The organism is Nonomuraea thailandensis (assembly GCF_024172165.1).
Classification (GTDB): Bacteria; Actinomycetota; Actinomycetes; order Streptosporangiales; family Streptosporangiaceae; genus Nonomuraea; species Nonomuraea thailandensis.
Genome location: NZ_JAMZEB010000002.1, coordinates 6439087 through 6464469, shown reverse-complemented (window position 1 = coordinate 6464469; position 25383 = coordinate 6439087). Strand labels below are relative to the sequence as shown.

Below are 25383 nucleotides of genomic sequence, written 5' to 3'. Positions count from 1 at the left end.
GTTTCCTCCTTCACTGGGTGGGTGGGGCTACCTGGCTCCGAGCAGCTACGTCGGGCCAGGAGATCGTGATCTTCGTGTGGCGCTTGTCGATGACCATCGCGCGCTCGGGCAGCGCCTCGGCGGGGGTGTCGATCGGCCAGACGGCGAAGTCCGGACTGGGGCCGTTGCGGTAGTCGCGGTCCCACACCCGCACCTGTTCCATGATCGCCGTAGCGATCCGGGATCCGTGAGGGCCGTAACCGTGCGCTCCCATCTCGACGATGCCTTCTCCGGCCGGTCGGACCGACAGGTAGGCGAAGGAGTCGCCGTCGTCGTCGAGCGCGGCGAACGGGAACTGGCGTCCACCCGGCTCGACCGCGACTCCTGGACCACCGTCGCTGGTGTCCACGGCCAGGTGGCAGAAGCCTGGGAGCGCGGTCGCCATCCACAGCGCCAGGTCCGGGAACGGTTCCGACCTCTGGACGGTCACTCCAGACCAGGCCGCGGCGGGCTCACCGGCCAGCACGCCATCGAGAGCGCTGGGCCGATGCAGGTTCCCGTCGTCGAAGCGCAGCCCGACCTTTGTCCCCTTCAGTAGCCACAGGTGACCGTCGTTGGCGCCGGCGCCCTGCATCCAGACGAACCCGGAGACCGCCTGCGAAACAGCGACGAGGTGATCGTTCGTAGGCTCAAGGGCGAGTGACCGGCTGATTCCCTTCATCCGCAACGGGACGACGATTCGGCCTCCAGGGGCGAGCTGCTCGCGCCAGGCCGGCGGGATATCCGGCGCTCCGACCGTGACCACGATCCGGTCGTAAGGGGCGTTGTCTTTCAGGCCGTACTCGGCGTCGCCGATGGCCACCCGCACCCGCTCGTATCCGGCTGTGTCCAGGCAGGCGCGGGCCTGGCTGATCACGTCGGCGTCGATGTCCATCGTCGTCACTTGGCCGGTCGGTCCGACCACCTCGGCGAGCAGCGACGCGAAGTAGCCGCCTGAGCCGATCTCCAGTACGCGCATCCCCGGCCTGATGTCGGCCTGCACGAGCTGCACGGCCTGGGTGGCGGGCGCGGACATGGTGGAGATCAGTACGCCGTGCTCGCTGCGCTTGACCTCGACGATGTCCTGCGCATACGCCTTATCCAGTGCCACCCCCGGGGCGAAAAGGTGCCGGGGAACCGTACGGAACGCGGCCTCGACCGGCACGGGGAGCGAAAAGCCCCATTCCGTGCAGAGAGCCGCCACGTCGGCGGTCATGGCGTCACGCAGGGCGGCGGCGTCCTGGACGCCGTTGTCGGTGATCACGGGTACATCCCTCTTCTTGGTTGTGATGGGCAACTGGTCGATGGTGGCTGTTGGCAAGCCGCTCCGGGGTTAGCCGCGCCGGGACCTGCCTCTGGAGGAGGTTGCCGGGCTCAGGCCAACCCGGTCATGACGCCACTTTGGCCGCGTGCTGGTGGCCTGAGGACAGCTCGATCCACGCCTTGGCGGCGCGAGCGTAGGGGCCTCTGGCGGTCTGCTCGTGGCCGCCGTTGGCCGCGCGGCGTCGGACGAAGAACTGAGAATCCTCGGAGCAGAGGATGAACTCCTCGCAGCACGACGACTCGACGACGCACAGGAGGGAGCCTCTTGGGATATGCGGTTCCCAGCGGTACATGGGGATCACTTCCGGATGGCGCGGCGGCACGCCCTGCGGGTGTGAGCCGGGGCCGCCGCGCCTGGTGCTGGTTCCGGAGGTGCAGGGGTCGCGCCTCCGGTCTCGGATCGGTTGGAACCCCCACCCTCTGCTCGCCACGACACCAGTCAACCGGCAGGTCGTGAGGGTGAGGATGGTGGGCGCGACGACGTGACGCCCATGGGGTGTCCCGGCGTTGTGCGCCCAGGGAAGGTGAGGGAGGCGAGCAGACGGCCGCCTAGATTCGCCTCCCTCGGCCCCAGCCGACAGTTCGACGGCGCCTCGTGAGGCGATGTCGAGGGGAAGAGATGATGGCCGGGGGTTGGGGCTCGCAGCCCACGGCGGCCAGGGGCTCCACCGTGGGACTGCGAGTTGTAGGCGGCGCGAGCCTGCACAACGGTGCTGAATTCTGGACAAGGCCCGCGCCGGAGTGCGCGGCCGGCCATTGATGAGCCGTCCTCGACCGGTCGCGCCAAGACGCGGCGTAGCAACGCTCGCTGCTCGCGGTGCCGCCTGCCTGACCGCGTCTCGCTGGATCACCCGAACACCTCCTGAAGGAATCCGGGGGGTACGTGGACGGCCACGGGCGGGTGCGCCGGGATGGCTGCCGCCACCTCGTTCAGCAGTACCTGGTCGATGTCGAGGACGTTGCGCCACAGCTCGCGCAGGTTGGTACCCACGACGGGGGTGTTGACGTCCATGGCGTAGGCGGGGAACGCGCGGAATTTGCGGCCCCAAGGTTCCCACATCACCTGCCAGCGGCCTCCCCAGGACTCCTGCAACTGCGCAGCCAGGAACTGGGCCTTGTCGTCACTCAGTACCTCCGTGGCGTTGCGGGCCATGGATTCGTCATCGGATGAGGGGCTGGTAGGTACGTCGATCGTCATTAGAAGGCCTCAAGGCGGATATCAGGGGAGTGGAAGCTGACCAGGGACTTCACCGTCGCTGCGGAGCGACACGATGGGGGGTGCGGCCGACGGGCATTCCTGACCCTCGCGGGCGGGCCACGCAAGGACCTGCCAGACGACGTTCAGGGCGTGGTCTTCGGTAGCCATGCTCATGGCGGTCATGAGGAAGAGGCGCGCAGCCGTGTCGCACTGGGCGGTGGGCAGGTTCAACGTGCCACTCGGCCGCCAGGTCTGGCCCCGGTCGAACGACACGAGGAGGGCCACCCACGCCGAGTCGCCTGGTAACACCGGGACGCCGGCAGGGCGGGCGCGGGCGAGATGGTGGTCCTCGCCAAGAGCCTGCATCGTGTGCTGCTCCTCACGTGCGGTGAAGGGTCCCTTCCACCTTGGAGTCACGTCGGGCGCTTGGGAACGCCATCGAGTGGGGCAGTCAAGGGGCAGATTGGGGGCAGATTCGCGGGCCTGCCGACGCCGTGCTGTGCGACGATGCCCGCGGGAGGTGCGCCATGTCGGAGCCGAATCTGCTGCTGCAGCGGGCGCGCGAGCGGCTGCCGTCACCGACCGCGCCCGGGGAGCCAGCGTCGCGGCAGGACCTTGCTGACCTGGTCAACGCATGGATGCTGCACCACAAGAAGCAGACGGGGTCGTGGACGGCCAACTATGTCGGCAAGTTGGAACGCGGCATTGTGCGCTGGCCCAACGCCGCCTATCGGGAAGCGCTGCGCTCCGTCTGTGGGGTAGATGAGGACAAGGATCTCGGACTTGCCCGCCCACAGCGGCGCAAACAGGCCGTTACCGTTGCAGATGTGGACCGTAAGCAGTTCATCCGTACTGCGATGGGGGCGGCCGCGTCAGCCTCCCTATCCGGTCTGGCCATGCCTGGCCAGACCATCAGCCCGCCTGCAGTCGTCAAGCCCTCCGACGTCACCGAACTACGAACCATCGCCCACACCTTCACCACCTGGGATCACACCTACGGTGGCTGCCTGGTCCGCGAGGCTGTCAACGGGCAACTGCGGTTCGCCGTAGGACTGCTCAAGCAGTCCCGCTGCCCGGCCAAGCTGCATGATGCCCTGTACTCGGCAGTCGGCTGGCTGGCGCACGCGGCCGCATTCATGGCCTTCGACGCCTACGCCCACGACGACGCTCGGCAGATGTTTGCCCTCGCGCTCACCTGCGCTGAGGAGGCCCAGGACTGGCACCTGCGCGCCAAGGTGCTCTCCAGCATGGCACGGCAAGCCATCTGGGTCGGGGATGCCGACGACGGGCTCACGCTGGTGGAGTTCGCTCTCGTACGCTCCGACCGGCTCACCGCCGGTGAGCGCGCCATGCTGCGGTCCGCTCAGGCGCGGGCGTTCGCGAAGCTCGGCCGCGTGGCCGAGACGTGGCAGGCCGTCCAGGAGGCCGACAAGGAGTTCAATCGCATCCATCCCGGCGAGGAGAAGCCGTGGATGCGGTACTACGACGCCGCCCAGCACCAGGGCGACACTGGCCATGCTGTGTTCGACTTGGCGATCGCCGACCGATCCGTCAGCAAGGTGATCGACGGGAAGGTTATCAGCGAGGCGGTCAACGCCCAGTACGTGGCCGAAGCGTCGGCCCGGCTCTCCGGTGCGGTCGCCGGGCATACCGCCGCCTACGTTCGGTCCCGGGCGATCAGCGGCATCAAGCTCGCCTCCCTGACGATGGCGGCCGGGGAAGTTGAGGAGGCCGCTGCGATCGGCACGCGTGCGCTTACGGACGCGGGCACCGTGCGTTCACGCCGCGCACAGGACGACATGCGGGAGCTGTCGCGGTTCGCCCACCCACACGAGCGGCAGCACCCGGTAGCCGTGTTGCGGCACCGCATCCGTGAGGCGGTCCAGGTATGACCGACACCACGAGTACCGAAGTGGCCGCCCGGGACGCGCTCGATGTGGCCGGCCGTCACGCTGGGCTCGATCCGGTAGGCGCTGAGCTTATCCGGCTGGGCGAGAATGCCTTGTTCAGGCTCCAGTCCGGGGTTATCGCTCGTGTCACTCGCACTGGCCAGTTCGCTGCGGCGGCACGTGAGGTGGCTTTGGCCAGGTGGCTGGAAGCGAACGACGTGTCAGCCGTGCGAGCGTGGCCCGACGTTGAGCAGCCTGTTGAGGTGGACGGCCGCGCGGTCACCTGGTGGTGGGAGCTGCCGCCGCACAAGGAGGGGACGGCGCTGCAGGTGGCGGTCGCGCTTCGGCGCCTGCACGACCTGCCGTTGCCGTCGTTCGACGTCGGCCGTCTGGATCCGTTCGTGCGGCTTGCCGATCGGATCGAGCGGGCCACGACCCTTGAGGACGAGGATCGGCTGTGGATGCGCCGCCATCTGGCCGTGCTGGAAGCCCGGTACGCCAACCTGCCTGACGGGCTGCCTGAGTGCGTCGTGCACGGCGACGCCTGGATCGGGAACGTTGTTTCCACGGGTGACGGTGAGGTGGTGTTGCTCGATCTGGAGCGCTGCTCGGTTGGGCCTCCGGAGTGGGACCTGACGTCCACGGCGGTGAGGGCGTTCACGATGGGCCGGATTACGGCCGAGGAGTATGACCGGTTCGCGCGGGCTTACGGATATGACGTGACGGCGTGGGCCGGGTTCGAGGTGCTGCGGGATATCCGCGAGTTCCGGATGACGTGCATGGCCGCCCAGGTCGCGGCTGAGAACCCCGCGCGGCAGGATGAGATCATGCTGCGGCTGGCGTGTCTGCGTGGCGAGCGCGGACCCCGGCCCTGGAGTTGGACGCCGGTGCCTTAATGGGATCTCTCCTGCTCAGGATGAGGAGAGCGGCACTCCCCGGTCTCGAATGTGAAAACGTAGCGGGTTCGCGACGCGGCGGAGCAGTTCGTATATGCGGCCTTCCTCATCATGGGTGGTCCGGGTGATGTCGTAGACGGGGCTGCCTTCGCTCATCTTCAGTTCCTTCGCCTCCTTGTCCGTGCAGGGCCGAACCCTCGTGGTGAGGTCGGCGTTGCTGGTGTTCGGGTTGATCCGGGACAGCGCGACGTCGAACGCTTCGGGGGTGAGGGCGTTGGACGGTACGTCGCCGAAGATCGATTTCGGGTACCAGACGCGGTCACGGAAGACGGCTGTCCGCTCGCCGATGACGGCTATGCGCGACCACCACACGATGGGATCGCCCTCGTTCAGGTCGAACAGCCGCGCCAGAAGATCGTTGGCGGCACCGGCGCGAATCCGCGAGTCTTCTTGGAAGCGGCCGGTAACGCGGGCGCGATGGCAGGCTTCTCCCCAGTTCTGGTGCTCATAGTGCGGTGCGATCGCTACCGGCACGCCCACGCAGACCGGCGGCTGAAGCACCATCATGCCTCTGTTGGCGACGCGCCAGATCAGCCCCTCGGCCTTCAACCCCTGCATTGCTCGCGTGATCACGGCCGCACTGACGCCGTAGGACTCTTTGAGCTGTTCAGTGTGCGGAAGAAATTCATCGACCGGGTAGCTGCCGTCGAGGATTTTGGCCCGAAGGTCGTCCAGGACCTCGGTGAACCTCTCGACGGGCACGGGCGAATCCTCTCCACGTTGCTGTTCAAGCTGGCGTTGATCGTATTACGAGCGGCGAGAGAGCGCGCGTCTCACCTGGGGGCTTGACAGTGATCGTCGAGTCATGCAGCATGACTCTCTACAAAGTTGTTTACTAGCAAACACAGACTAGCAGGGCATGAAAAAAGCGGCCTCCGCTCCACCGGAAAGCCGCTCGCCACAAGCCCCCTGCGGGCCCACGCCCGGAACTCCACTTCCAGGCGGGGCCCTTAACACCAGGTCTCTCCCCTCGTGAAAGGAACTGGGACCCGATGTCCAGCCACATCGTGGCATCACGCCGCCACACTGTCACATCCGACCCCGAGCGCCAGGCCGCTGCCCGCCTGCGCGAGCTCGACGAACTTCTCCTCACCCCCGCGGCGGTGTGCCGCAAGCCGGGCGCTGACCCCGACGACTGGTTCCCCATCGCGGAGACCGCCGACGCCTACGACGAGGCGAAGAAGCGTTGCTCTGGCTGCCCCTTCACCGGGCTGGCCGGCCCGTGTGTCGAGCGTGCGCGGCTCCTGCCGTACGACCCGGTGGGCGTCATCGGCGGCACCGACCCCGAGCTGCGCCGACAGCTCGGCATCGGCACGTACGTCGAGGGCTACGACGGGGTGGCAGCATGACCACGCCCCGCACGCTCACGCAGGCCGAGCACAACGCCATCAACGCCGTTACCATCGCGGTCGGCGTCCTCGGCGTGATCGGTTTCGTCAACTCCTTCAAGAAGGTCATGGACGCCGCGGCGCCCACCTTCGGCGGGCTCGCGTTCACCGTCCCGCTCGGGATCGACCTCGGCATCCTCGCGTTCTCCGCGCTGGACATCGTGCTGGCCCGCATGGAGATGCGGATCATGTGGCTGCGGCTCATCCCGTGGGCGCTGACCGGCGCGACGGTTTACCTGAACATCGCCAGCGAGGAGACCCTGTTCGGTGTCGTGGCCCACGCCACGCTGCCGCTGCTGTGGGTCATCGCGGTCGAGGTCGGCGCGCACGTCGTCCGCAAGCGGGCGAAGCTGTCGAACCCGACCCGCATGGACAAGATCCGCATCTCTCGCTGGATCCTCGCGCCGCTGCGGACGTTCGGCCTGTGGCGGCGGATGGTGCTGTGGGAGATTCGCTCCTACTCCGATGCCCTGGGCCGCGAGCGTGACCGGGTGCTGGCCAAGACGGACCTGCAAGACCAGCACGGCCGTCTGTGGCGGTGGAAGGCGACGCGTCGGGAGCGGGCGCTGTACCGGCTCGGCGAGCTCGCTCCGGTGACGCAGCCGCGCGCGATCGAGGCTGGCACGGGTGTCACTTCCCCGGCTCCCGTGCCAGCCGAGGTGAGCGACGCGGCCAGTGGCACGACGGCTGGCACGGTTGGTGTCACGGCCAGTGGCACGACGGATGGCACGACGGGCGCGCGCTGGCGTGACGTGCGTGTCACAGGCGATGGCACGAAGAACGGCGCCGTGTCACGCGGCAACGGCGTGACACCGACCGTGTCACCGACGCCCGTGTCACCCCCCATCAAGCCTGCGGCACGCCGCCCGAATGGCACGCGTCAGGGCACGGCCGCGCCACCCACTGACAGAGAGCTTGAGCAGCGCATTACGTGGCTGCACAACCTCGCTAAGGGGAAGCCCGGCATGACCGTGGCAGAGCTACGTGACGCGGTGCTCGACGAGTACAAGGTGAGCCCCCGCACGGCTTACCGCTACATCGAGAAGGCCGGACTTGGCGACCGTGACGCGGCTGATGGCACAAGCGGTGGCACGGCTGGTGACACGGGTGACACACCCGATGACACGGGTGACACGGCCGATGGTGTGACCCTTGACACGACTGACAACGACGTGGCACACGCCGCTGACACACCAACTGACGACGGCGAGGGAGCGAACTGATGACGACCAGCCAGACGAACCAGGCGACCGAGTGGTCCTGCTACGTGCCGATGTGGGACGACGCCAACGACGAGTTCCACAACGGGTGGCTGTCCTACCGGACCGACGATCCGTACTTCGTCCACTTGGAGATCGAGGACTGGCACGCCCCGGTGGTCGCGCCCCGCGATGTCCTGCTGGACGGCCTGAACGAGCGGGCCGAGTGCCTGTCGAAGCCGGACCGCACCGCACTGAGGATCGAGCCGGCCTCGGACGGCAGACACGTGCTGCTCGGGATCACGCAGGGAGACCTCCTGCTGGGCGTGTTCCGCGCCCCCGCCGACATCCTCACCCGGCACGCGCTCGGCTTCTACAAGCTGGTGCCGACCAGAGAGGCGCGGATCGACTGGGACGCCGTGATCGCCAACCTCATGCGGACGTGACCGACCGTGACCAGCCGTCAGGCGGTGTTCGCCACCGACCAGAGCCGGAGCCCGCCACTGCGCGGCGACCCAACGCGCGCAGGTGTACGTGCGCGCACGTGCGCGAGAGCATACCACGGCCCCGCCAGCCGTAACCGTCCGTGACGATCGGGAGGAGTCACGTGCCCACCAAGCCGACCCGCCGCCAGAGCCGCAAGATGCGCTTCCACGCCCGCATCAAGGGCGCGGAGAGTCCGAAGGCCGCGTTCCACGAGGCCGTTCGCTACCTCGCGGCCGAACTCGCCGACAAGCACAACGCGGACGAGACCGAGGGCGATCGGCTCTACACGCACTACGCCGCCGAACTCCGGAGCAGCGGCGACGACGTCAACCGTCAGAGGAGGTGACCATGCGCAGCATCCGCTCCCCGTACCCCACCGAGTCGCAGCCGAAGGACGAGCAGCCCGACCAGGCCGCCGAGCAGCCCCAGATTGCCGAGGAGGCCGAGCAGGTCGCCCCCGTCGTGCCCCTGCGCGACGACCAGCCCCAGACGCCCGCGAAGCCCGCCGCGCCGCGACTGGACCAGCTCGTCGAGTTCGTCCAGGGCCCGCTGTCGGACTGGATCGCCCGCGAGCGGCCCTCCTATCTGGCCTCGCCCATCACGTTCATCCGGGAACGGTGGTCGCCATCGTGGCTGCCGGGCGACGTCGGCGCGCTGGTGTGGGCCTGGCGGGTGCTGCTGCTGGCCCGCGCGCTCCTCTACACGGCGTTCTACATCCCCGCTATGACGATCTTCCTGCCCGAGCTGACCACGGCCGCGCTCGTCGCCTACCTCATCCTCCACTTTTTTGCCTGAAAGGACCCCTCACCGTGGACAACCTGCTCGTTGGGCTCGGCGCCTCGACTGCCCTGCTGCTGGCGGTCGGCATCGTGCTCATCTGGAAGAAGGTCGCGCCCAAGTTCACCGCCTGGTGGATGCTCGCGGCCGGCTTCGGCCTGATCGGCACGTTCTTCGAGACCATCGTCCGCACCGCCACCGGACGGCTGCACCCCATCGTCCCGGCGGTCGCGCTCGGCATCTGCGGCACCATCTGGGTCGCGGACGTGTGGGGCAAGTCGAACAAGGTCGGCCGCGCCACCGCGCTCGTCGCTGCGCTCATCCCCACGCTGCTGGTCGTCAGCGCCATCAGCATCTTCGGCGTCAACACGGCCGACCTTGGGCGCGACGTCAAGAAGGCGTGGCAGGAGACCGTGACGGCCGATGTCAAGGAGGGCCAGAAGTGATCACCGTCTTCCTGGTGCTGGCCCTGTCCGGGGCCATCACCGTCGCGCTGGTCAAGCGCCCCGATGCTCGCGCCGCCACCATGGGCGGCCTCCGGGCCGGTACGGCGGCGGCTGACGTTGAGTTCCGCGAGGGGTTCACTGCCGCCCGCACCCACTACGACCAGGTCCAGAAGTACCTCACCCGCCCCACCGCGTCCGGCGCCCCGCCGGGGCCGCGCAACCTCCGCTGGTGGACATCGCTCGTCTTCGGAGTCGTCGGCGGCACCACCGCGGCGGTCGCGGGCGGAACGTACGGGCTCCTCAAGGTCCTCGGCGGTGCCGTCCGGATCGGCCGCCAGGCCACCGAGGGTGCCCGTCAGGCATACCGCGACTACCAGTCCACCCGCGAGATCGAGGAAGCCGAGGTGGTCGAGGACACCGAGGAGGAAGCCCCACAGACCGAGGAGGAAGCCCCCGAGGAGACGCCCGAACTGTCGGCCGCCGCCGACACCCGCGACCAGAAGCCCGTCACCGACCTGACCAAGTACGACACCACCGAAGGGACCATCGTGAACGCCGAATTCGTCTCGTTCCCCCAGCTCAAGCACGACCACGATACCGCCAACACCGACATGATGCAGGTCGCCGCCGCCATCGACGGTCAGGTGGCCGGCCTGGCTGCGAAGCGCATGGGCCGCGGCGCGCTCATCGCGGCGCTGATGGCCGCGCACGAGACCGCGACCCTGCTTGCCGCCCAGCACGCGGAGATCGCCGCCCTGGCCGCCGCGCAGTCCACGGTGGCCGAGGCTCACGCGGCGGTCGGCGGCGTGGACAACGTGGCCGACAAGGAGGCGTACGCGGGCGGCTGACGCTCGGCCGTACGTCCAACATCATCCAGGTGAAAGGAGCCGTCGTTGTCCAAGGTCAGCAAGCAGAAGCCGACCGATGAGGTCGCCCGTACTGTGAAGCGGGTCGCGTTTCGTCAGCGGTACCGCATGGTGATGGCGGCTCCGTTCGCCTGGTTGATGGCGCTACCGCTTTCAGCGGGAATCTACCTGCTGCCGGTGCACCCGGCCGTGGCCGTCCTCATCGCGGCGGCCACGGTCGTGGTCCCGATCCGCAAGGCAGTCCAGGCCCGCCAGAACGTCGCCGCCGCGGCGTTCGGCGCGGCCTGGCTCATGGCCACCGCGCCCATCGGCCCCACGGGGCTGGTGGCCCAGGTCGGGGTGGCCGGCTGGCTGGCGTTCGCGCTGCTGCACTGGCGACGTCACCGACGCTTGCCCCTGCCCGGCCGTACGGACGACTTCGACGAGAAGCTGCACATCACCGTCGAACAGGTCGAGATCGACCCCGAGGTGGCACGGATCATCAAGCGGTTCAACGAGCGCCTGGCCGCCAAGGGCAAGGCGCTGGACGGCATGACGCTGACGACGCCCAAGCGGATCGACGCCGGGTACCGCACGGAGATCCAGGCCGTGCCGGGCGAGAAGGAGACGAAGGACATCATCGCGGTCGCCGGGAAGGTGGCGTCGGCCTTCCAGACCTCGATGCAGCTCGCCGTGCTGGAGCCGTCGCCCTCGGGCGACAACTCCCGCGCCCTGTTCACCCTCCTCCAGGAGGACACGCTGGCCGAGGTGCGCCGGTTCGAGGACATCCAGCCCCGCATCGGCAAGGACGGCCGCGCGCACGTCGGGTTCTTCTACGACCTGCAGCCCGCGCACTGGGCGTTCTTCACGAAGTCGGGCGGCATGCGGCACGGCATCATCGTCGGCGACTCCGAGGCAGGCAAGTCCCGGTCGGTGGAGACGCTGCTCGGCCTGGCCCACCTGTCCGACAAGCTCGCGACGGTGCTGATCGACCCGCAGGGCGGCTCCGTGCCGGACTGGAACGGGCGCACCCACCGCTGCGCCCTGGGCGAGGACGCCTCCATGGGCGAGCTGGAGATGTGGCACTGGGTGATGCGCCGCCGCGTGCACCACCTCGCGCAGATCCCATGGGTGGACGAGGACGGCGACGAGCGGTGCGGCAAGACCCACCTCGTGCCGGGCGATCCCGACGCGGACGGCATGACCGGCATCTTCTTCGTCCTGGAGGAGGCGCCGGAGCTGCTGCTGAACGACGTGCACGGCAAGAAGGCCGTGGCCCTGCTCGCGTCCGGCGCGAAGACCTGGCGCAAGGGCGGCTGCGGCCTCCTGCTCGTCGCGCAGGACCCGAACATGACCGAGCTGGGCGGGTCGGTGACGCTGCGGGCGCAGCTCCGCAAGAACGCCTGCGCGCTGCGGACGCAGACGCCCGGCGCGGCCTACCAGATGGGGCTCCCGCAGGACCCGTCGCTGCTCCCGGCGACGTTCAAGGACGGGACGCTGACGCAGGGCCTGGCGTACCTGTCCGGGATCGACCGGCGGGCCGCGCTCATGCGGTGGCTGTACACGCAGAAGCCGAAGCTCATCGCCCGACAGCCCGCCGCCGGCCGGATCGACGACCTGACGATGGGCTGGATCGAGGAGTACGCCAGCGCGAAGAAGGACGGGCGCGAGCCGCGCGCGGGCAAGCCCGCGACCTCGGAGCCGCGTTCGACGCCTGGTGACGTGAAGGCCGCGATCATCGACGTGCTCGCCGACGCGGAGGGCCTGGCGCTGGAGCTCGGGGAGCTGCTGCACCTGGTGCTCAAGCGGCGGGTGACGGCGCCGCCGAGCGAGATCCACACGCAGCTCAAGAGGCTCGTAAAGGACGGGCGGGTGTGGCTGGTTGGCAAGGACGGGGGAGAGGCGTACGCGCTTCCTGAGGAGATTCTGGAGCGTCTGGAGGTCCGATGAGGGCGTTGGCTCGGGTCGAGATGGTGGCGGCGTGGCTGGCGGTGGTCTGGGCGGCCGCGCCGCTGGCGCAGGTGTCCACTGCGGGCCTGGCGATGGCAGTGCCGCTCATCGTCGTGCTGGGCGGTGCGGCGCTCGAGAAGTTGGAGCGGCACGGGGCGGGGGCGGTCGGTATCTCGCTGACTGCGGTCGCGCTGTGGTGGCTGGCGGCGACCACGTGGGGCGTGACGGGGGGCAGCGCGCTGGTGCTGTCGGCGGCCGCGGTTCTGATATCCGATGGGGCTCTGGAGGCCGACTAGCAGTGATGACGCATATGACACGTCATGTGCGACAATGGCGACTAGGGCACGGTAACGACAAAGAACGACAAGTGCCCGAAGGGCGGCGCGCTCGTGAAGGGAGATCGGTGGCAGCGAAGCATCTCACTCCGGAGGATCTTGCGGAGCGAATGGGAGTGCCCGTCATGACCGTCTATGCCTGGAACTCTCGCGGCGGCGGCCCGAGGTACATGAAGATCGGCAAGCATGTCCGGTACAAGCTGGCCGACGTGGAGGCGTGGGAGAACCGGCACTACGTGGAGCAGGTAGCCGTCTGCTAAATGCGTTACCGCTGTTAGCGTCTTGATCAGCGCCAGAGGGGCCCGGCACCGTTTGCGGTGCCGGGCCCCTCTGTTCCGGTTCTGTTCCGGCTGACGTTGCTCAGCAACGACAAACAACGACAACTAACGACAAGGTTTCCGCAGCTCAGCGGCCATTCAGAGACCGATCGCCGAGGCCGGGAAACCTTGCCGTCACACGTCGTAGTAGAGCTCGAACTCGTGCGGGTGCGGGCGCAGCCGGATCGGGTCGACCTCGTTCTCCCGCTTGTAGGCGATCCACGTCTCGATCAGGTCGGGCGTGAACACGCCGCCCTCGAGCAGGTAGTCGTGGTCGGCCTCCAGCGCGCTGAGCACGTCGGTGAGCGAGCCGGGCACCTGCGGGATGTTGCGGGCCTCCTCCGGCGGCAGCTCGTAGAGGTCCTTGTCGACCGGCTCCGGCGGCTCGATCTTGTTGCGGATGCCGTCGATGCCCGCCATCAGCATCGCCGAGAAGGCGAAGTACGGGTTGCACGACGGGTCCGGCACGCGGAACTCGATGCGCTTGGCCTTCGGGTTGGAGCCCGTGATCGGGATGCGCACGCAGGCCGAGCGGTTGCGCTGCGAGTAGACCAGGTTGACCGGGGCCTCGTAGCCGGGAACCAGACGGTGGTAGGAGTTGACCGTCGGGTTGGTGAAGGCCAGCAGCGACGGCGCGTGCTTGAGCAGGCCGCCGATGTAGTAGCGGGCGGTGTCGGACAGGCCCGCGTAGCCGACCTCGTCGTAGAAGAGCGGCGAGCCGTCCTTCCACAGCGACTGGTGGCAGTGCATGCCGGAGCCGTTGTCCCCGAAGATCGGCTTGGGCATGAACGTGACCGTGTGGCCGTACTCGAGGGCCGTGCTCTTGATCACGTACTTGTAGAGCATGAGGTTGTCGGCGGTCTTGAGCAGCGTGCCGAACTTGAAGTCGATCTCCGCCTGACCGGCCGTGCCGACCTCGTGGTGCTGCATCTCGACCTCGATGCCGGCCTCGATGAGGTTGCGCACCATCTCCGAGCGCAGGTCGGTGAAGTGGTCCATCGGCGGGACGGGGAAGTAGCCGCCCTTGTAGCGCGGCTTGTAGCCCAGGTTGCCGCCCTCGGTCGCCTTGCCGGTGTTCCAGGCGCCCTCGATGGAGTCGATGTAGTAGTAGCCGGCGTTCTGCTTCGTCTCGAAGCGCACGTCGTCGAAGATGTAGAACTCGGCCTCGGGGCCGAAGTACACCGTGTCGGCGATGCCCGTGCCCTTGAGGTACTCCTCGGCCTTGCGGGCGACGTTGCGCGGGTCGCGGCTGTAGGCCTCGCCGGTCAGCGGGTCGTGCACGAAGAAGTTGAGGTTGAGCGTCTTGTGCTGGCGGAACGGGTCGACCACGGCGCTGGACGGGTCGGGCAGCAGGAGCATGTCGGACTCGTGGATCTGCTGGAAGCCGCGGATCGACGAGCCGTCGAACATGAGACCGTCGGTGAAGACGCTCGCGCCGAAGTTCTCTGCCGGGAAGGTGAAATGGTGCGTCGTCCCCGGCAGGTCGGTGAACCTGACATCGACGAACTGCACCCCTTCGTCGCTGATGAACTTCAGGACGTCGTCGGCGGAGTTGAACACTCTCGAACCTCCCTGGGGACTGGCCATCATTGCGACGCTAGGGCGCGGCCGTTTCCGTATGGTGTCTCGATTGTTTCGCACGTGTTACGCAGGGTCAGGGGCCGGCAAAGGTGGTTCACGTGCCCGTGGAGGCCTGGCAGTTGTACCTGGGCTGAGGTCCGTCCAGCTCGTACGGGTCCACGGGATCGCCGGCCGGATTCTTCGTGCTGGGAGCAGAGCCGTCGTAGGAGGGGTGGATGAAGCCGCCGTCCACGTCGCAGCGGGCAGGCGTCGCGTACCCGCCCGACTTCCGCACCCACACGACGAGCTCGCCCGCCTCGCGGTACACCAGGAACGTCCCGCGCTGTCGCGTGAGGAGCCGGATCGTCGTGTCCGGCTGCCCCGGCCGCCGGACGGCGTGCACGATGATGTAGTCGGTCTCCAGCTCGGCGCCCTCGCGCCCGTCCAGCTCGAACGACGTCAGCTTCGTCCTGCCGCGTACCTTGATCACGTCGCCGACCTGCTCGGCGGTCCCGGGCGCGAAGCTCGTCACCCACCAGCGGGTGTCCCCGGGGCCCTCGCGGTCGAGGCGCTCGCCGAACCAGGACCGCTCCTCGGGGTGGAGCAGCTTCATGAACGCCTTCGGCTCACCGCCCATGAGCGTCTCGCGGTCGAGGTGGGCCGCGGCCAGCAGCTCGCGGATCCGCGCCATCCCCTCAGCCACGTCCTTCTTCGACAGCCCGCCGATCGCCTTGGCCTCCGGCATGACGAAACCGGCGGCGCCCTCCGCCCAGTCCTCCGCCTCGGACCCGGCGAACGGTCCCTCGGAAGTGGCCTCCGGGCCCGCCTCGGCGACGGCCGGTGACGCCGGGGGAGCCGCCACCGGCATCGTCTGCCCGGCCACTGCGCCCGTGGGGGCGAGCAGGTCGGGGCGGAGCGTGATGACGACGCCCGCCGCCGCGATCACCGCCGTGATCCCGGCGACCGCCGGCCAGACACGCCTGGCCCTGCGCCGGGGCTCATGCGGGCGCGGCGTGGCGTCCCACACGGTGCTGTCCCAGGCGGGCCTGTCCCATCCGGCGCGTTCCGCGTTCCGGCGTAAGCGCCCGGCGTCCTCGCTCCTGGCCCGCCGTGACGCCCTGGCCTCCTTCTTCGCCGCCTCGCGCATCTTGCGCTGCTGCTCGGCGTCTATCTGCGCGACCAGCTCGTTGAACCGCTGGTCAAGGTCATCCCCGTGTGGCATGGCGTACATGATGGCCGGTCCGTGACGCGGTTGGGTCACAATCAGGACCGGCCCACCGGGCGGCTACCGTGGAGGGTATGAGCAGCAACGAGCCTCGGTGGACGCAGACCTGGCTGGGCGGGGTCAGGGCCGCCGGCGTCGATCTCGGATATCCCGGGCAGCGCCTGGGCCTGCCCGAGGAGGGCAGCGGATCGATCGCGGGCTGGGGGCGCCGGATCGGCGCGCTCGTCATCGACTGGATGATCTGCACCTGGGTGGTGGTGCAGCTGCTGCTCCGGATGAACCCCGCCGAGTCGCCGTGGGCGCCCGTGCTGGTCTTCGCGCTGCAGTACCTGGTGCTGGTCGGGTGGATGGGCCAGACGTTCGGGCACCGGCTGATGGGCGTCAGGGTCGCCGCGATGGACGGCGGCAACCCGCGGCTGCTGCCCGTCGCGGTGCGTACGGTGCTGCTCGCGCTGGTCGTGCCGGCCGTGATCTGGGATCGCGACCACCGCGGGATCCACGACCGCGCCTCCAACACGATGGTCGTGCGCATGTAGCCGAGGTTACCGACGAAAAACCGTACCGGGTTTAAATTTATACCCGGTACGGTTTATGCTGTCCGCATGATGGCGGGGCTCAGGGAGCGCAAGAAGGAGGAGACCCGGCGGCGGATCTCCGAGGTGGCGCTGCGGCTGTTCGACGAGCGCGGGTACGACGCGGTGACGGTCAACGAGGTCGCCGAGGCGGCCGGGGTCGCCAAGGTCACCCTGTTCAACTACTTCCCGAGCAAGGACTGCCTCGTCCTCGACGCGGTCAGGGACGACACGGCCGCGGTCGTGAAGGGGCGGGCCGAGGGGCAGCCGCCGCTCGCCGCCCTGCGCGCGCACTACCGCGGCATGGCCGGGCTGGGCACCGGCGAGATGGACGTCGAGGGGCTGCTGACCAGGATCCGGGTGATCTCCTCCAGCCCGGCGCTGCTGGCCGGGGTCTACCAGACGAACATGGCGCAACGCTACGAGCTGGCCACCGCCCTCGCCGAGGCGGGGGCCGGCCGCGCGGCGACGCTCATGGCCGGGCAGGTCACGGCCGCCGTCACCACGTTGCAGGAGGCGTTCTTCCACCGGCTCTCCACGGGGGTGCCGCTGGAGGAGGCGGGGCGGCTCCTGGAGGAGGAGGTCGAGCTGGCGTTCGACCTCCTGGAACACGGCTTCTCATCCATCGAGGGGGATGAATCTTGAAAAAGGGCATCAACTACGACACCGGGTTCCTGCCGGGTGACGGGATCTCGCGCAGGGCGTTCGACGCCGGCACCGTCGCCCGCGAGATGCGGGTCATCGCCGGCGAACTGCACTGCCAGGTCGTCCGCGTCTCCGGGCGCGACCCCGTCCGGCTGGGCGTGGCCGCCGAGCAGGCCGCGGCGGCGGGCCTGGAGGTCTGGTTCGCGCCGTTCCCCGTGGACCTCCCGGAGCGGGACGTCCTGGAGCTGTACGCCGACTGCGCCGCGCGGGCCGAGTCCGTACGGCGCGGCGGCGCCGAGGTCGTCTTCGTCGCCGGCTGCGAGACCAGCGCCTTCTGCCCCGGCTACATCCCCGGCGACGCCTACCTGGACCGCCTGACGTGGATGGCCACGGCAGGCATCGAGGAGTGGACCGCGCTGGGCACCGGCATGGACGTCTTCAACGCCTTCCTCGCCGAGGCCGCGCGGACCGTCAGAGCGCGCTTCGGCGGCCGGATCACCTACGCCGCCGGGCCGTGGGAGCTCATCGACTGGAGCCCGTTCGACCTGGTCGGCACCGACGCGTACCGGGCGGCCTACAACAGGGACACCTTCGCCGACGAGCTGCGCGCCCACTTCGAGCACGGCAAGCCGGTCGCGGTCACCGAGTTCGGCACCTGCGCCTACCAGGGGGCGGGGGAGCTGGGCGGCATGGCCTGGTCGGTGCCCGCGGGCGCGGTGCGCGACGAGGGGGAGCAGGTCCGCTACTTCACCGAGCTGCTCGACCTCTTCGAGCGGGAGGGCGTCGAGACCGCCCTCTGGTTCACCTTCGCCGGATACACGCGGTTCGGGGAGGACGACCTCGGCTCCTACGGCGTGGTCAGGATGCTGGACGAGACGCGCTGGGAGCCCAAGCAGCTCTTCCACGCCATGGCGGCTAGGTATTCGCGCAGCTGAAGATGGCCGTGCCGGGCAGGTGACGGCCGCGCAGGGGGCTCCAGCCGCCCCACACCTCTTCGTGCCCCTCGGGCCACTCCGGCTCCAGCAGCCCGGTGATCGTCAGGCCGGAGGCCGCCAGCAGGTTCACCCAGTCGGCCATCGTGCGGTGGTGCTCGACGTAGGTGAGCGCGCCGTGCTCGTCGCGCTCCTCGTACGGGGCCCGGTCGAAGTACGACCGGTCGGACGTGAGCCCCCGCGGCCCCGGATCGTCCGGGAAGGCCCACCGCACCGGATGACTCACCGAGAACACGAACCGCCCGCCCGGCCGCAGCACCCTGCGCACCTCGCGCAGGACGGCCGCGGGATCGGCCACGAACGGCAGCGCGCCGTACGCGGAGCAGGCCACGTCGAAGGAGCCGCCGGCGAACGGCAGCGCCTCCGCGTCGGCCTGCACCACCGGGACGCGGACCCCCGTGTCGAGGTCGATGCGCCGGGAGTGGCGGAGCTGGCGGTGCGAGAGGTCGAACGCCGCCACCCGCGCGCCCTGCCCCGCCAGCCACCGGGCGCACTGGGCGGCGCCGCAGCCGATCTCCAGCACCCGCCGCCCGCGCACCTCGCCGAGCAGCCGCGCGTCGGCCTCGTCGAGGCCCTCAGGGCCCCACACGAAGCCGTCGTCGCGCAGGAACGAGCCGTGCTCGACCTGGTACTCGTCGGCGTTGCCGTCCCACCAGCCGCGGTTGGCCCGCGACGAAGGAGAGAGCACTAGCGCATCTTGGGGCCGCGCGGCATGCGGGCGCCCTTGGGCATCGGGCCCTTGGGCATCGGCATGTTGCGCGGCAGCGAGCGCAGGCGGTCCTTCACCTCGTTGACCGACGGCTTCTTCAGGTTGCGCGGCAGCTTCATCAGGTGCCGCTGCAGCTTGCCGAGCGGCACCTGCCCCTCGCCGTCACCGCACTGGACGTCGTAGATCTCGACGCCCAGCACCACCCGAGAGATGCGCTGCTTCTCGGCCTTGAGCATCTTCGCCACCCGGTTGCCCGGCCCCTCCGACACCAGCACGACGCCCGGGTAGCCGACCACCAGGTGCACGATGTCCTGGTCGCGGTTGACCGCGATGGCCGGGGTGACCTGCCAGTTGCCGCGCATGCCCTGCAGCACGGCCGCCGCGGCGCCGGTCTGGCCGTGCAGGATCGAGTACTGGGCCCTCTGGGCGAGCTGGCCGAACACCACCAGGCCGACGGTGAGCGCGGCCAGGATGCCGATGAACACCGCGTACCACACGTAGCCCGTGACCAGACCGATCACGACGACCACAGCCAGCGTGCCCACCGCCGAGAGGAAGACGATCGGCATTCCCTTGGGATTGGCCTGCTTGATGATCTGCGCGATCATGCGGAGCTGCTTGATGCGCCCCGGCTTCTCTGAGTCCTCGGACTTTGCCATGCTCAGAAGGATACAAACCAACTGGTGCAGGAGGGAAAACGCGCCCCCGGCCGTTCTCCGGCTGTGACTAGATCTTCACCGTAGCCGACAGCCTGAGGTCGGCCGAGCTGCGGCCGGCCTCCACCGTCTGCTCGCCCGACACCGTGCGCCAGCCGTCCTCCCACACCTGGAAGGCCCGTTCCGGCAGGAACAGGGTCGTGACCACCGTCTGGCCCGGCTCCGCCTCCACCACGTCGAAGGCGGCCAGCCGCCTGCGCGGCCCGGCGTAGACCTGCACGACCTCGCGTCCGGGCCGCGTGCCGGTGTTCGTGACGGCCACGCTGACGCTGGTGCCCTCGGCCGCGATCGAGTCGTACGACCAGGTCGTGTAGCCCAGGCCGTGACCGAACCAGAACGCCGGCGGCCGCTCGGCGCGCCGCCACGCCGGATACCCGGTGAAGACGCCCTCGTCGTAGAACACCTTCCCGTCCACCGGCGTCACCGCCGCCACCGGCGCGTCCGCCAGCCGCTCCGGCCACGTCGTCGGCAGCCGCCCGCCCGGCTCGGCGTCCCCGAACAGCACGTCGGCCAGCGCCTCCCCCGCCTCCTGCCCCGGGAACCAGGTCAGCAGCACCGCCGCCACCTCCGCCAGCCACGGCATCTCCACCGGCGAGCCCGCGTTCACCACGACCACCGTGCGCGGGTTGGCGGCGGCCACCGCGCTGATCAGCTCGTCCTGGCGGCCCGGCAGGCGCAGGTCCGGCCGGTCGAAGCCCTCGCTCTCCACCTCCGGCGTCGTCCCGGCCACCACCACCGCCACGTCGCACGCGCGCGCCACGCGCACGGCCTCGGCCATGAGCTCGTCGTCGCCGGGCGTCGGCTCCGCGTGGCCGAGCGTGAACGACACGATCGCCATGCCGCCGAACAGCCCCGGCGGATGGGCCAGGGTCAGCTCGTACGTCTCGCCCGCCGTCATCGGCACCCCGACCCGTTTCTCGGGCGGCGACAGGAAGGCCACCGCCGGGTCGCCGGCGTCCAGGCCGATGCTCTCGTCGAGGACGGCCTCGCCGTTCACGGTGAGCGTGAACGCGCCCACGCCGGCCACCGACAGCTCGTGCTCGCCGCTCTCCCTGGCCGTGTACGCCGCGCGCAGCCGGACCGTCCTGAGCCTGGTGGCGTCCACGCCGGGCGGCAACTGGCCGAGCCAGCGCGCCTCGCCGGTGGCCAGCGGCTGCTCGCTCAGCACGGCGCCCGAGCCGTCCAGGAACTGAGCCGTGACGGGGCCGGGGAGGGGGGACAGGCGGATGCGGGGGTCGGTGCCCAGGGCGTACCGGACCTCGGTGCGCCCGGACAGGCCCTGCAGCGGCGAGACGATCCGGTCGGGGAAGACCTGGGCGCTGCCGCCGCCCATCACCCGCGCCTCCCGGGCCGCCACGCCGATGAGGGCCAGCGCCGGGGCGCCCTGGAGGGGGAGGACGCCGTCGTTGGTGAGCAGGGTGAAGGCGCGGGCGGCGATCTCCCGGGCGAGCGCCACACCGTCGACGACCTCAGGACCGGCGGCGCCCGGCGTGCCGGTGGCGCCGGCCGGGCCGTTCGCCTCGTCCGCGCCGGCGGTGCTGCCGGCGCCGGCACGGCTGCCCGCGCCGGCCGGGTGGAGGGCGCCGACGCGTTGGGCCAGGCGCAGGATGCGGCGGACGCGGTCGTCCACGGCCGATTCCGGCACCCGCCCCTCACGGACGGCCGCCTCCAGCCGTGGGCCCCAGGGCCCGCGCGGCCCCGGCATGGCCACGTCGGTGCCGCCGAGCGCGGCGGCCTCGGTCGAGCGCACCGCCGTCCAGTCCGACACCACGAAGCCGTCGAACCCCCACTCGTCCTTGAGCACCCCGTGCACCAGCTCGGCGTGCTCGGTCATGGTGGTCCCGTTCACCGAGTTGTAGGCCGTCATCATCCCCCACGCCCCGGCCCGCACCACCCGCTCGAACGGCCGCAGGTACAGCTCGCGCAGCGCCTGCTCCCCGGCCACCACGTCCACGGTGAACCGGTCGGTCTCGAAGTCGTTGGCGACGAAGTGCTTGGGCGTGGTGGCGACCCCGCCCTCCTGCACGCCCTCGACGTACGCCGCGCCGATCTCACCCGTCAGGTACGCGTCCTCGGAGAAGCACTCGAAGTGCCGCCCGCCGAGAGGTGAGCGGTGCAGGTTGAGCGTGGGCGCGAGCAGCACGTGCACGCCCTTGCGCCGCGCCTCCTGGGCCAGCAGCGCGCCGGCCCGCCTGACCAGCTCCACGTCCCAGGTCGCGGCCAGCGCCGTCGGGCTCGGCAGGGCGATCGAGGGGTCGGCGGCGCTCCACTGCTCGCCGCGTACGCCGATGGGCCCGTCGCTCATCACGAGCCGGTCGAGCCCGATCTCGGGCAGCGGGGGCAGCGACCACATGTCGGCCCCGGTCAGCAGGCGGATCTTGGTGGGCAGGTCGAGGCGGGAGATCAGTTCATCCAGGTCCACGAGCACAGTGTTCACCAGAAAACCGAGCGCCCGATAGGTTTGTGACCTTTGCGTAACGCAAAGCCCGTCGGGCCGCCGGTGCGAGGACCGGCGGCCGTCAGGCCGTCACGAAGAACTCCAGCAGCTCGGGCACCAGCGCCTCCGGCGCCACGTTGTGCGCCTGGTCGTCCAGCACCCGCCGTACCGCGCCGGGCACCGCCGCCGCCACCGCCAGCCCCGCGTTCGCCATCCACGCCGCGCTGTCGGCCCCGTTGAGCACCAGCGTCGGCTGCGTGATGCGGGCCAGCCGCCCGGCGGGCAGGGCGTTGCCCGGGCCCAGCACCGCCGCCTCGTAGGCCAGCGTGTGCGCCACGGCCTCCATCTCCGCCCACGCGGGGTGCGCCCGCATCCCGGCGACGGCCTCGCGCGGCAGCTCGGCCGCCTCGACCATGAACCGCTCCACCGCCTCGCCCCGCCGGCCCATCGTGACCAGGTCGGCGAGATGCTCGGCGAAGTCGAGGGGGAGGGCGGGCGCGCTGTCGTCCACGTGGTACGGCGGCTCCCACACGGCCAGCTTCGTGATCGACGGGTTGACGACCGCAGCCTCCAGAGCCAGCGCCGCGCCCGACGAGCCGCCGAACACCATGGCCGACCCGCCCGCCGCCTCGACGACCGCGGCCAGATCCTCGATCTCCCGCTCCACCGCGTACGGCTGGACGTCACCGCTGCCGCCGCGCCCGCGGCGGTCGTAGTTGCAGACCGTGAACCACCGCGCCAGGCCGTCGGCGATGGCGGTCATCAGCGGATGCCGCCGATCCGAGAACGCGCCCTGGACCAGGACGACCGCGGGGCCCGCACCTCGCCGGTCGTAGGCGATGAGGGTCCCGTCGGCCGACTTCACCGCATCGGACATGACCGTCTCCGACTTCACTCGGTCGGCGGCACCAGGCACAGCACCTCCCAGTGGTGTCCGTCGAGGTCGGCGAAGCCGCGCTGGTAGCGGGGGCCGCCCTGCTGCGGGACGCCCGCGGGGGTGGCGCCGGCGGCCAGCGCCTTGTCCACCAGCTCGTCGACCTTGGCCGGGTTCTCCACGCCGAGGCACAGGATCGCCTCGGTGCTCCTGCCGGAGTCGGCGATCTCCTTGGTGATGAACGAGCCGAACACCGGCTCCTCCAGCAGCATCACCTGCGTCTGCTCGCTGATGATGACCGACGCCATGCCCTGGGCCATGCCGAACAGGTTGAAGCCGAGCTCGGTGAAGAACTTCGACGACCGGTCCAGATCCTTGACCGCCATGTTGACGAAGAGCTGCATCTCCAGATCCCTTTCTCGTCTGCGTGTGCCCTCAGTCTGCTCGGACAGGGCCCCGCCGGTCTTGGATCTGGACGCCAGGAGGATTGACGATCAGCGCACGGTGTGGGCCCGGCGGTACTCGGCCGGCGGCATCCCGTACGCCTGCCGGAACAACCTGGAGAAATGCGCCGCGTCAGGCAGCCCCCACCGGGCGCCGACCGCGCTGACGGACTGGCCGCCGCCCGAGATGAGCTCAGCGCGGCACCGTTCGAGGCGGCGCTGCCGGATCCAGGCGGCCACCGTCGTGTGCTCCGACTCGAACAGGCGGTGCAGGTAGCGCACGGAGATGTGGTGCGCCGCCGCGACGGTCGCCGGGTCGAGGTCGATCTCGCCCAGCCGCCGCTCGATGAACGCGTGCACCTCCATCAGCAACGTACGCTGCCGGGCGTCGGCGGGCAGCGACCGCGCCTGGTCGAGGCGCTCGGCCACGGCGGCGCTGACCAGGTCCGTCACCACGCTCGACAGCCGCGCGGCGCTGCCCGGCCGGTAGGTCTCGTGATCCAGCGCCACCCGCCGCAGCAGCGGCACGGCCAGCGCGGCGGCACCCGACTCCGCCCCGATGGGCAGCGCGGCCAGCTCCGCCACCGCGTCCACGGGCACGGCGAGCTGCTCGCGCGGGAGGCTGAACACCGCCAGCCGCACCGCCGAGTCGTAGGCCAGCTCGTACGGCCGGGAGAAGTCGTAGATCGCGAACTCGCCCCTGCTGAGCTGCGTGTTACGCCCGTCCTGGGACAGGCGAGGGCTGCCCGACAGCGTGAGCACCACGCGGTACAGCTCGGGGTTGTCGCGGTGGATCATGCCGGGGGTGCGGTGGACGCTGTGCGGCGTGGAGGTCCGGATCCGGCCGACGCCCACGGCCCCGAGCTTGCCGAACTCGATCTCGCCACGTAACGGCGCGTCGGGATCGATGCGCAGGTCGAGCGGCCCAAGAGTGTCGCAGACGATGCTGCGCCAGGCGTCGTGCCGGCGCGCCGCGGGCAGGTCACTGGTGCGGATCAGCACGGCCATGCGAGTCGCCCCTCCGTCGGCTGCGGTGCCATGCTAACCGTTTTGCGATCGCCCGAACGGAACGCCGCATTTCCGGACGGCCTCCGGACATGAAGGAGCCCCGGGATGAGGCTCCCGGGGCTCGGACGCCGTGATCAGGCGCTCTGGCGGGCCTCGATGGCCTGCTTGTAGAGCCGGCCGGCCCGGTACGACGAGCGCACCAGCGGCCCGGACAGGACCCCGGCGAACCCGATCGCCTCGGCCTCGGCCTGCAGCTCCACGAACTCCTCCGGCTTGACCCACCGCTCCACCGGGTGGTGGCGCGGCGTCGGCCGCAGGTACTGGGTGATCGTGAGCAGGTCGGTGCCGGCCTCGTGCAGGTCGCGCATGGCCTCGACGATCTCCTCGCGCGTCTCGCCCATGCCCAGGATCAGGTTGGACTTGGTGACCAGGCCGGCCTCGCGGGCCGTCGTGATCACGCCGAGCGAGCGCTCGTAGCGGAAGGCCGGGCGGATGCGCTTGAAGATCCGCGGCACCGTCTCGACGTTGTGCGCGAACACCTCGGGCTTGCTGGAGAAGACCTCCTCCAGCTGCTCGCGGTTGCCGTTGAAGTCGGGCACCAGCAGCTCGACGCCGCAGTCGGGCAGCAGCGCGTGGATCTGGCGCGCGGTCTCCGCGTAGAGCCAGGCGCCGCCGTCGGGCAGGTCGTCGCGGGCCACGCCGGTCACGGTCGCGTACTTCAGGCCCATCTGCTGGACGGACTCGGCCACCCTGCGCGGCTCGTCGCGGTCGTATTCCTTCGGCTTGCCCGTGTCGATCTGGCAGAAGTCGCAGCGGCGGGTGCACTGGTCGCCGCCGATGAGGAAGGTCGCCTCGCGATCCTCCCAGCACTCGTAGATGTTCGGACAGCCCGCCTCTTCACAGACCGTGTGCAGGCCCTCCCGGCGCACGAGCGATTTCAGCTCGGTGTATTCGGGGCCCGTCCTCAGCTTGGTCTTGATCCACGGGGGCTTGCGCTCGATAGGGGTTTCGGCGTTACGCACCTCCAGGCGGAGGAGCTTTCGGCCTTCAGGAGCAACGGTCACGTTCTCAGCTT

The 25383-nt window shown here is 69.9% G+C and carries 27 protein-coding genes; 15 read left to right on the top strand and 12 right to left on the bottom strand.

Annotation, left to right across the window (positions count from 1 at the left end):
• Positions 1–10: 10 nt before the first annotated feature.
• A complete protein-coding gene (gene fxlM / locus HD597_RS33245) occupies positions 11–1282 on the bottom strand; it encodes a methyltransferase, FxLD system (protein WP_308210736.1) in 1272 nt (423 codons plus the stop codon).
• 906 nt (positions 1283–2188) lie between these two features.
• Complete coding sequence (locus HD597_RS33240; RefSeq protein ID WP_253747120.1) at positions 2189–2539, bottom strand: hypothetical protein; 351 nt, start codon at positions 2537–2539, stop codon at positions 2189–2191.
• A gap of 527 nt (positions 2540–3066) precedes the next feature.
• On the opposite strand from HD597_RS33240, the gene HD597_RS33235 reads away from it, so the two are divergent.
• Positions 3067–4431, top strand: a complete 1365-nt coding sequence (locus HD597_RS33235) for an NsdA family TPR-like regulatory protein (RefSeq protein ID WP_253747119.1) — start codon at positions 3067–3069, stop codon at positions 4429–4431.
• Entirely contained in the window at positions 4428–5324 is an 897-nt protein-coding gene (locus tag HD597_RS33230; protein WP_253747117.1) for a phosphotransferase family protein, read from the top strand. The genes HD597_RS33235 and HD597_RS33230 overlap by 4 nt, the downstream gene beginning before the upstream one ends.
• A 15-nt stretch (positions 5325–5339) precedes the next feature.
• On the opposite strand, the gene HD597_RS33225 is transcribed toward HD597_RS33230, so the two are convergent.
• On the bottom strand, positions 5340–6086 hold the full coding sequence (locus HD597_RS33225) for a GntR family transcriptional regulator (RefSeq protein ID WP_253747115.1): 747 nt from the start codon (positions 6084–6086) through the stop codon (positions 5340–5342).
• A 290-nt stretch (positions 6087–6376) separates the two neighbouring features.
• Between HD597_RS33225 and HD597_RS33220 the strand changes: the two genes are divergently transcribed.
• The 10 genes from HD597_RS33220 (at position 6377) to HD597_RS64900 (ending at position 13070) form a co-directional block, all read left to right on the top strand.
• On the top strand, positions 6377–6733 hold the full coding sequence (locus tag HD597_RS33220) for a WhiB family transcriptional regulator (RefSeq protein WP_253747113.1): 357 nt from the start codon (positions 6377–6379) through the stop codon (positions 6731–6733).
• Positions 6730–7995, top strand: coding sequence for a DUF2637 domain-containing protein (locus HD597_RS33215; RefSeq protein WP_253747112.1), 1266 nt, complete (start codon positions 6730–6732; stop codon positions 7993–7995). The genes HD597_RS33220 and HD597_RS33215 overlap by 4 nt, the downstream gene beginning before the upstream one ends.
• Complete coding sequence (locus HD597_RS33210; RefSeq protein WP_253747110.1) at positions 7995–8417, top strand: hypothetical protein; 423 nt, start codon at positions 7995–7997, stop codon at positions 8415–8417. Before HD597_RS33215 ends, HD597_RS33210 begins: the two co-directional genes overlap by 1 nt.
• Before the next feature lie 161 nt (positions 8418–8578).
• On the top strand, positions 8579–8803 hold the full coding sequence (locus tag HD597_RS33205; RefSeq protein WP_253747109.1) for a hypothetical protein: 225 nt from the start codon (positions 8579–8581) through the stop codon (positions 8801–8803).
• 2 nt (positions 8804–8805) lie between these two features.
• Complete coding sequence (locus tag HD597_RS33200; RefSeq protein ID WP_253747108.1) at positions 8806–9252, top strand: hypothetical protein; 447 nt, start codon at positions 8806–8808, stop codon at positions 9250–9252.
• A 14-nt stretch (positions 9253–9266) separates the two neighbouring features.
• The gene (locus tag HD597_RS33195) at positions 9267–9680 is read left to right on the top strand and encodes a hypothetical protein (RefSeq protein WP_253747106.1); all 414 of its coding nucleotides are present in this window, start codon (positions 9267–9269) and stop codon (positions 9678–9680) included.
• A complete protein-coding gene (locus tag HD597_RS33190; RefSeq protein ID WP_253747105.1) occupies positions 9677–10528 on the top strand; it encodes a hypothetical protein in 852 nt (283 codons plus the stop codon). The genes HD597_RS33195 and HD597_RS33190 overlap by 4 nt, the downstream gene beginning before the upstream one ends.
• 45 nt (positions 10529–10573) lie before the next feature.
• Positions 10574–12475: a hypothetical protein gene (locus HD597_RS33185; protein WP_253747104.1), complete on the top strand. Its 1902-nt coding sequence runs from the start codon at positions 10574–10576 to the stop codon at positions 12473–12475.
• Complete coding sequence (locus tag HD597_RS33180; protein ID WP_253747103.1) at positions 12472–12771, top strand: hypothetical protein; 300 nt, start codon at positions 12472–12474, stop codon at positions 12769–12771. Before HD597_RS33185 ends, HD597_RS33180 begins: the two co-directional genes overlap by 4 nt.
• A 5-nt stretch (positions 12772–12776) precedes the next feature.
• Positions 12777–13070, top strand: a complete 294-nt coding sequence (locus tag HD597_RS64900; RefSeq protein ID WP_308210735.1) for a helix-turn-helix transcriptional regulator — start codon at positions 12777–12779, stop codon at positions 13068–13070.
• 192 nt (positions 13071–13262) lie between these two features.
• Here HD597_RS64900 and glnA read toward each other — a convergent pair whose 3' ends face one another.
• Both glnA and HD597_RS33165 read right to left on the bottom strand, forming a co-directional pair.
• Positions 13263–14687: a type I glutamate--ammonia ligase gene (glnA, locus tag HD597_RS33170; protein WP_308210734.1), complete on the bottom strand. Its 1425-nt coding sequence runs from the start codon at positions 14685–14687 to the stop codon at positions 13263–13265.
• Positions 14688–14802: 115 nt separating this feature from the next.
• Complete coding sequence (locus tag HD597_RS33165) at positions 14803–15909, bottom strand: HK97 gp10 family phage protein (RefSeq protein WP_253747099.1); 1107 nt, start codon at positions 15907–15909, stop codon at positions 14803–14805.
• A gap of 77 nt (positions 15910–15986) precedes the next feature.
• Between HD597_RS33165 and HD597_RS33160 the strand changes: the two genes are divergently transcribed.
• The 3 genes from HD597_RS33160 to HD597_RS33150 all read left to right on the top strand — a co-directional run bounded on the left by HD597_RS33160 (position 15987) and on the right by HD597_RS33150 (position 18064).
• Positions 15987–16448 (top strand): RDD family protein, encoded by a 462-nt coding sequence (locus HD597_RS33160; protein WP_253747098.1) that lies wholly within the window; start codon positions 15987–15989, stop codon positions 16446–16448.
• A 66-nt stretch (positions 16449–16514) separates the two neighbouring features.
• Entirely contained in the window at positions 16515–17129 is a 615-nt protein-coding gene (locus tag HD597_RS33155) for a TetR/AcrR family transcriptional regulator (protein WP_253747097.1), read from the top strand.
• The gene (locus HD597_RS33150) at positions 17126–18064 is read left to right on the top strand and encodes a glycoside hydrolase family 113 protein (RefSeq protein WP_253747095.1); all 939 of its coding nucleotides are present in this window, start codon (positions 17126–17128) and stop codon (positions 18062–18064) included. Before HD597_RS33155 ends, HD597_RS33150 begins: the two co-directional genes overlap by 4 nt.
• Here HD597_RS33150 and HD597_RS33145 read toward each other — a convergent pair.
• The 7 genes from HD597_RS33145 to lipA all read right to left on the bottom strand — a co-directional run bounded on the left by HD597_RS33145 (position 18045) and on the right by lipA (position 25372).
• Positions 18045–18809 carry a class I SAM-dependent methyltransferase gene (locus tag HD597_RS33145; RefSeq protein WP_253747093.1) on the bottom strand — a complete coding sequence of 255 codons (765 nt, stop codon included), beginning with the start codon at positions 18807–18809 and terminating at the stop codon, positions 18045–18047. The two genes, HD597_RS33150 and HD597_RS33145, sit on opposite strands and share 20 nt — an antisense overlap.
• Positions 18809–19489, bottom strand: coding sequence for a DUF4191 domain-containing protein (locus HD597_RS33140; RefSeq protein ID WP_253747092.1), 681 nt, complete (start codon positions 19487–19489; stop codon positions 18809–18811). The genes HD597_RS33145 and HD597_RS33140 overlap by 1 nt, the downstream gene beginning before the upstream one ends.
• A gap of 67 nt (positions 19490–19556) precedes the next feature.
• A complete protein-coding gene (locus HD597_RS33135; RefSeq protein ID WP_253747091.1) occupies positions 19557–21968 on the bottom strand; it encodes a beta-glucosidase family protein in 2412 nt (803 codons plus the stop codon).
• A gap of 97 nt (positions 21969–22065) precedes the next feature.
• Positions 22066–22860, bottom strand: coding sequence for an alpha/beta fold hydrolase (locus HD597_RS33130; protein WP_253747090.1), 795 nt, complete (start codon positions 22858–22860; stop codon positions 22066–22068).
• 14 nt (positions 22861–22874) lie between these two features.
• Complete coding sequence (locus HD597_RS33125; protein WP_253747088.1) at positions 22875–23261, bottom strand: VOC family protein; 387 nt, start codon at positions 23259–23261, stop codon at positions 22875–22877.
• A gap of 90 nt (positions 23262–23351) precedes the next feature.
• A complete protein-coding gene (locus tag HD597_RS33120) occupies positions 23352–24308 on the bottom strand; it encodes an AraC-like ligand-binding domain-containing protein (RefSeq protein ID WP_253747086.1) in 957 nt (318 codons plus the stop codon).
• Positions 24309–24442: 134 nt separating this feature from the next.
• Positions 24443–25372, bottom strand: a complete 930-nt coding sequence (gene lipA, locus HD597_RS33115; protein WP_253747085.1) for a lipoyl synthase — start codon at positions 25370–25372, stop codon at positions 24443–24445.
• Positions 25373–25383 lie beyond the last annotated feature (11 nt).

What these genes read in the sequence shown, in the direction of transcription:
- HD597_RS33230 (WP_253747117.1), top strand. Translation starts at nt 4,428, where the DNA reads ATGACCGACACCACGAGTACCGAAGTGGCCGCCCGGGACGCGCTCGAT.
- HD597_RS33125 (WP_253747088.1), bottom strand. Translation starts at nt 23,261, where the DNA reads ATGCAGCTCTTCGTCAACATGGCGGTCAAGGATCTGGACCGGTCGTCG.
- HD597_RS33215 (WP_253747112.1), top strand. Translation starts at nt 6,730, where the DNA reads ATGACCACGCCCCGCACGCTCACGCAGGCCGAGCACAACGCCATCAAC.
- HD597_RS33120 (WP_253747086.1), bottom strand. Translation starts at nt 24,308, where the DNA reads ATGGCCGTGCTGATCCGCACCAGTGACCTGCCCGCGGCGCGCCGGCAC.
- HD597_RS33235 (WP_253747119.1), top strand. Translation starts at nt 3,067, where the DNA reads ATGTCGGAGCCGAATCTGCTGCTGCAGCGGGCGCGCGAGCGGCTGCCG.
- HD597_RS33200 (WP_253747108.1), top strand. Translation starts at nt 8,806, where the DNA reads ATGCGCAGCATCCGCTCCCCGTACCCCACCGAGTCGCAGCCGAAGGAC.
- HD597_RS33140 (WP_253747092.1), bottom strand. Translation starts at nt 19,489, where the DNA reads ATGGCAAAGTCCGAGGACTCAGAGAAGCCGGGGCGCATCAAGCAGCTC.
- HD597_RS33160 (WP_253747098.1), top strand. Translation starts at nt 15,987, where the DNA reads ATGAGCAGCAACGAGCCTCGGTGGACGCAGACCTGGCTGGGCGGGGTC.
- HD597_RS33165 (WP_253747099.1), bottom strand. Translation starts at nt 15,909, where the DNA reads ATGCCACACGGGGATGACCTTGACCAGCGGTTCAACGAGCTGGTCGCG.
- HD597_RS33180 (WP_253747103.1), top strand. Translation starts at nt 12,472, where the DNA reads ATGAGGGCGTTGGCTCGGGTCGAGATGGTGGCGGCGTGGCTGGCGGTG.
- HD597_RS64900 (WP_308210735.1), top strand. Translation starts at nt 12,777, where the DNA reads ATGACGCATATGACACGTCATGTGCGACAATGGCGACTAGGGCACGGT.
- HD597_RS33220 (WP_253747113.1), top strand. Translation starts at nt 6,377, where the DNA reads ATGTCCAGCCACATCGTGGCATCACGCCGCCACACTGTCACATCCGAC.
- HD597_RS33155 (WP_253747097.1), top strand. Translation starts at nt 16,515, where the DNA reads ATGATGGCGGGGCTCAGGGAGCGCAAGAAGGAGGAGACCCGGCGGCGG.
- HD597_RS33240 (WP_253747120.1), bottom strand. Translation starts at nt 2,539, where the DNA reads ATGACGATCGACGTACCTACCAGCCCCTCATCCGATGACGAATCCATG.
- HD597_RS33210 (WP_253747110.1), top strand. Translation starts at nt 7,995, where the DNA reads ATGACGACCAGCCAGACGAACCAGGCGACCGAGTGGTCCTGCTACGTG.
- HD597_RS33130 (WP_253747090.1), bottom strand. Translation starts at nt 22,860, where the DNA reads ATGTCCGATGCGGTGAAGTCGGCCGACGGGACCCTCATCGCCTACGAC.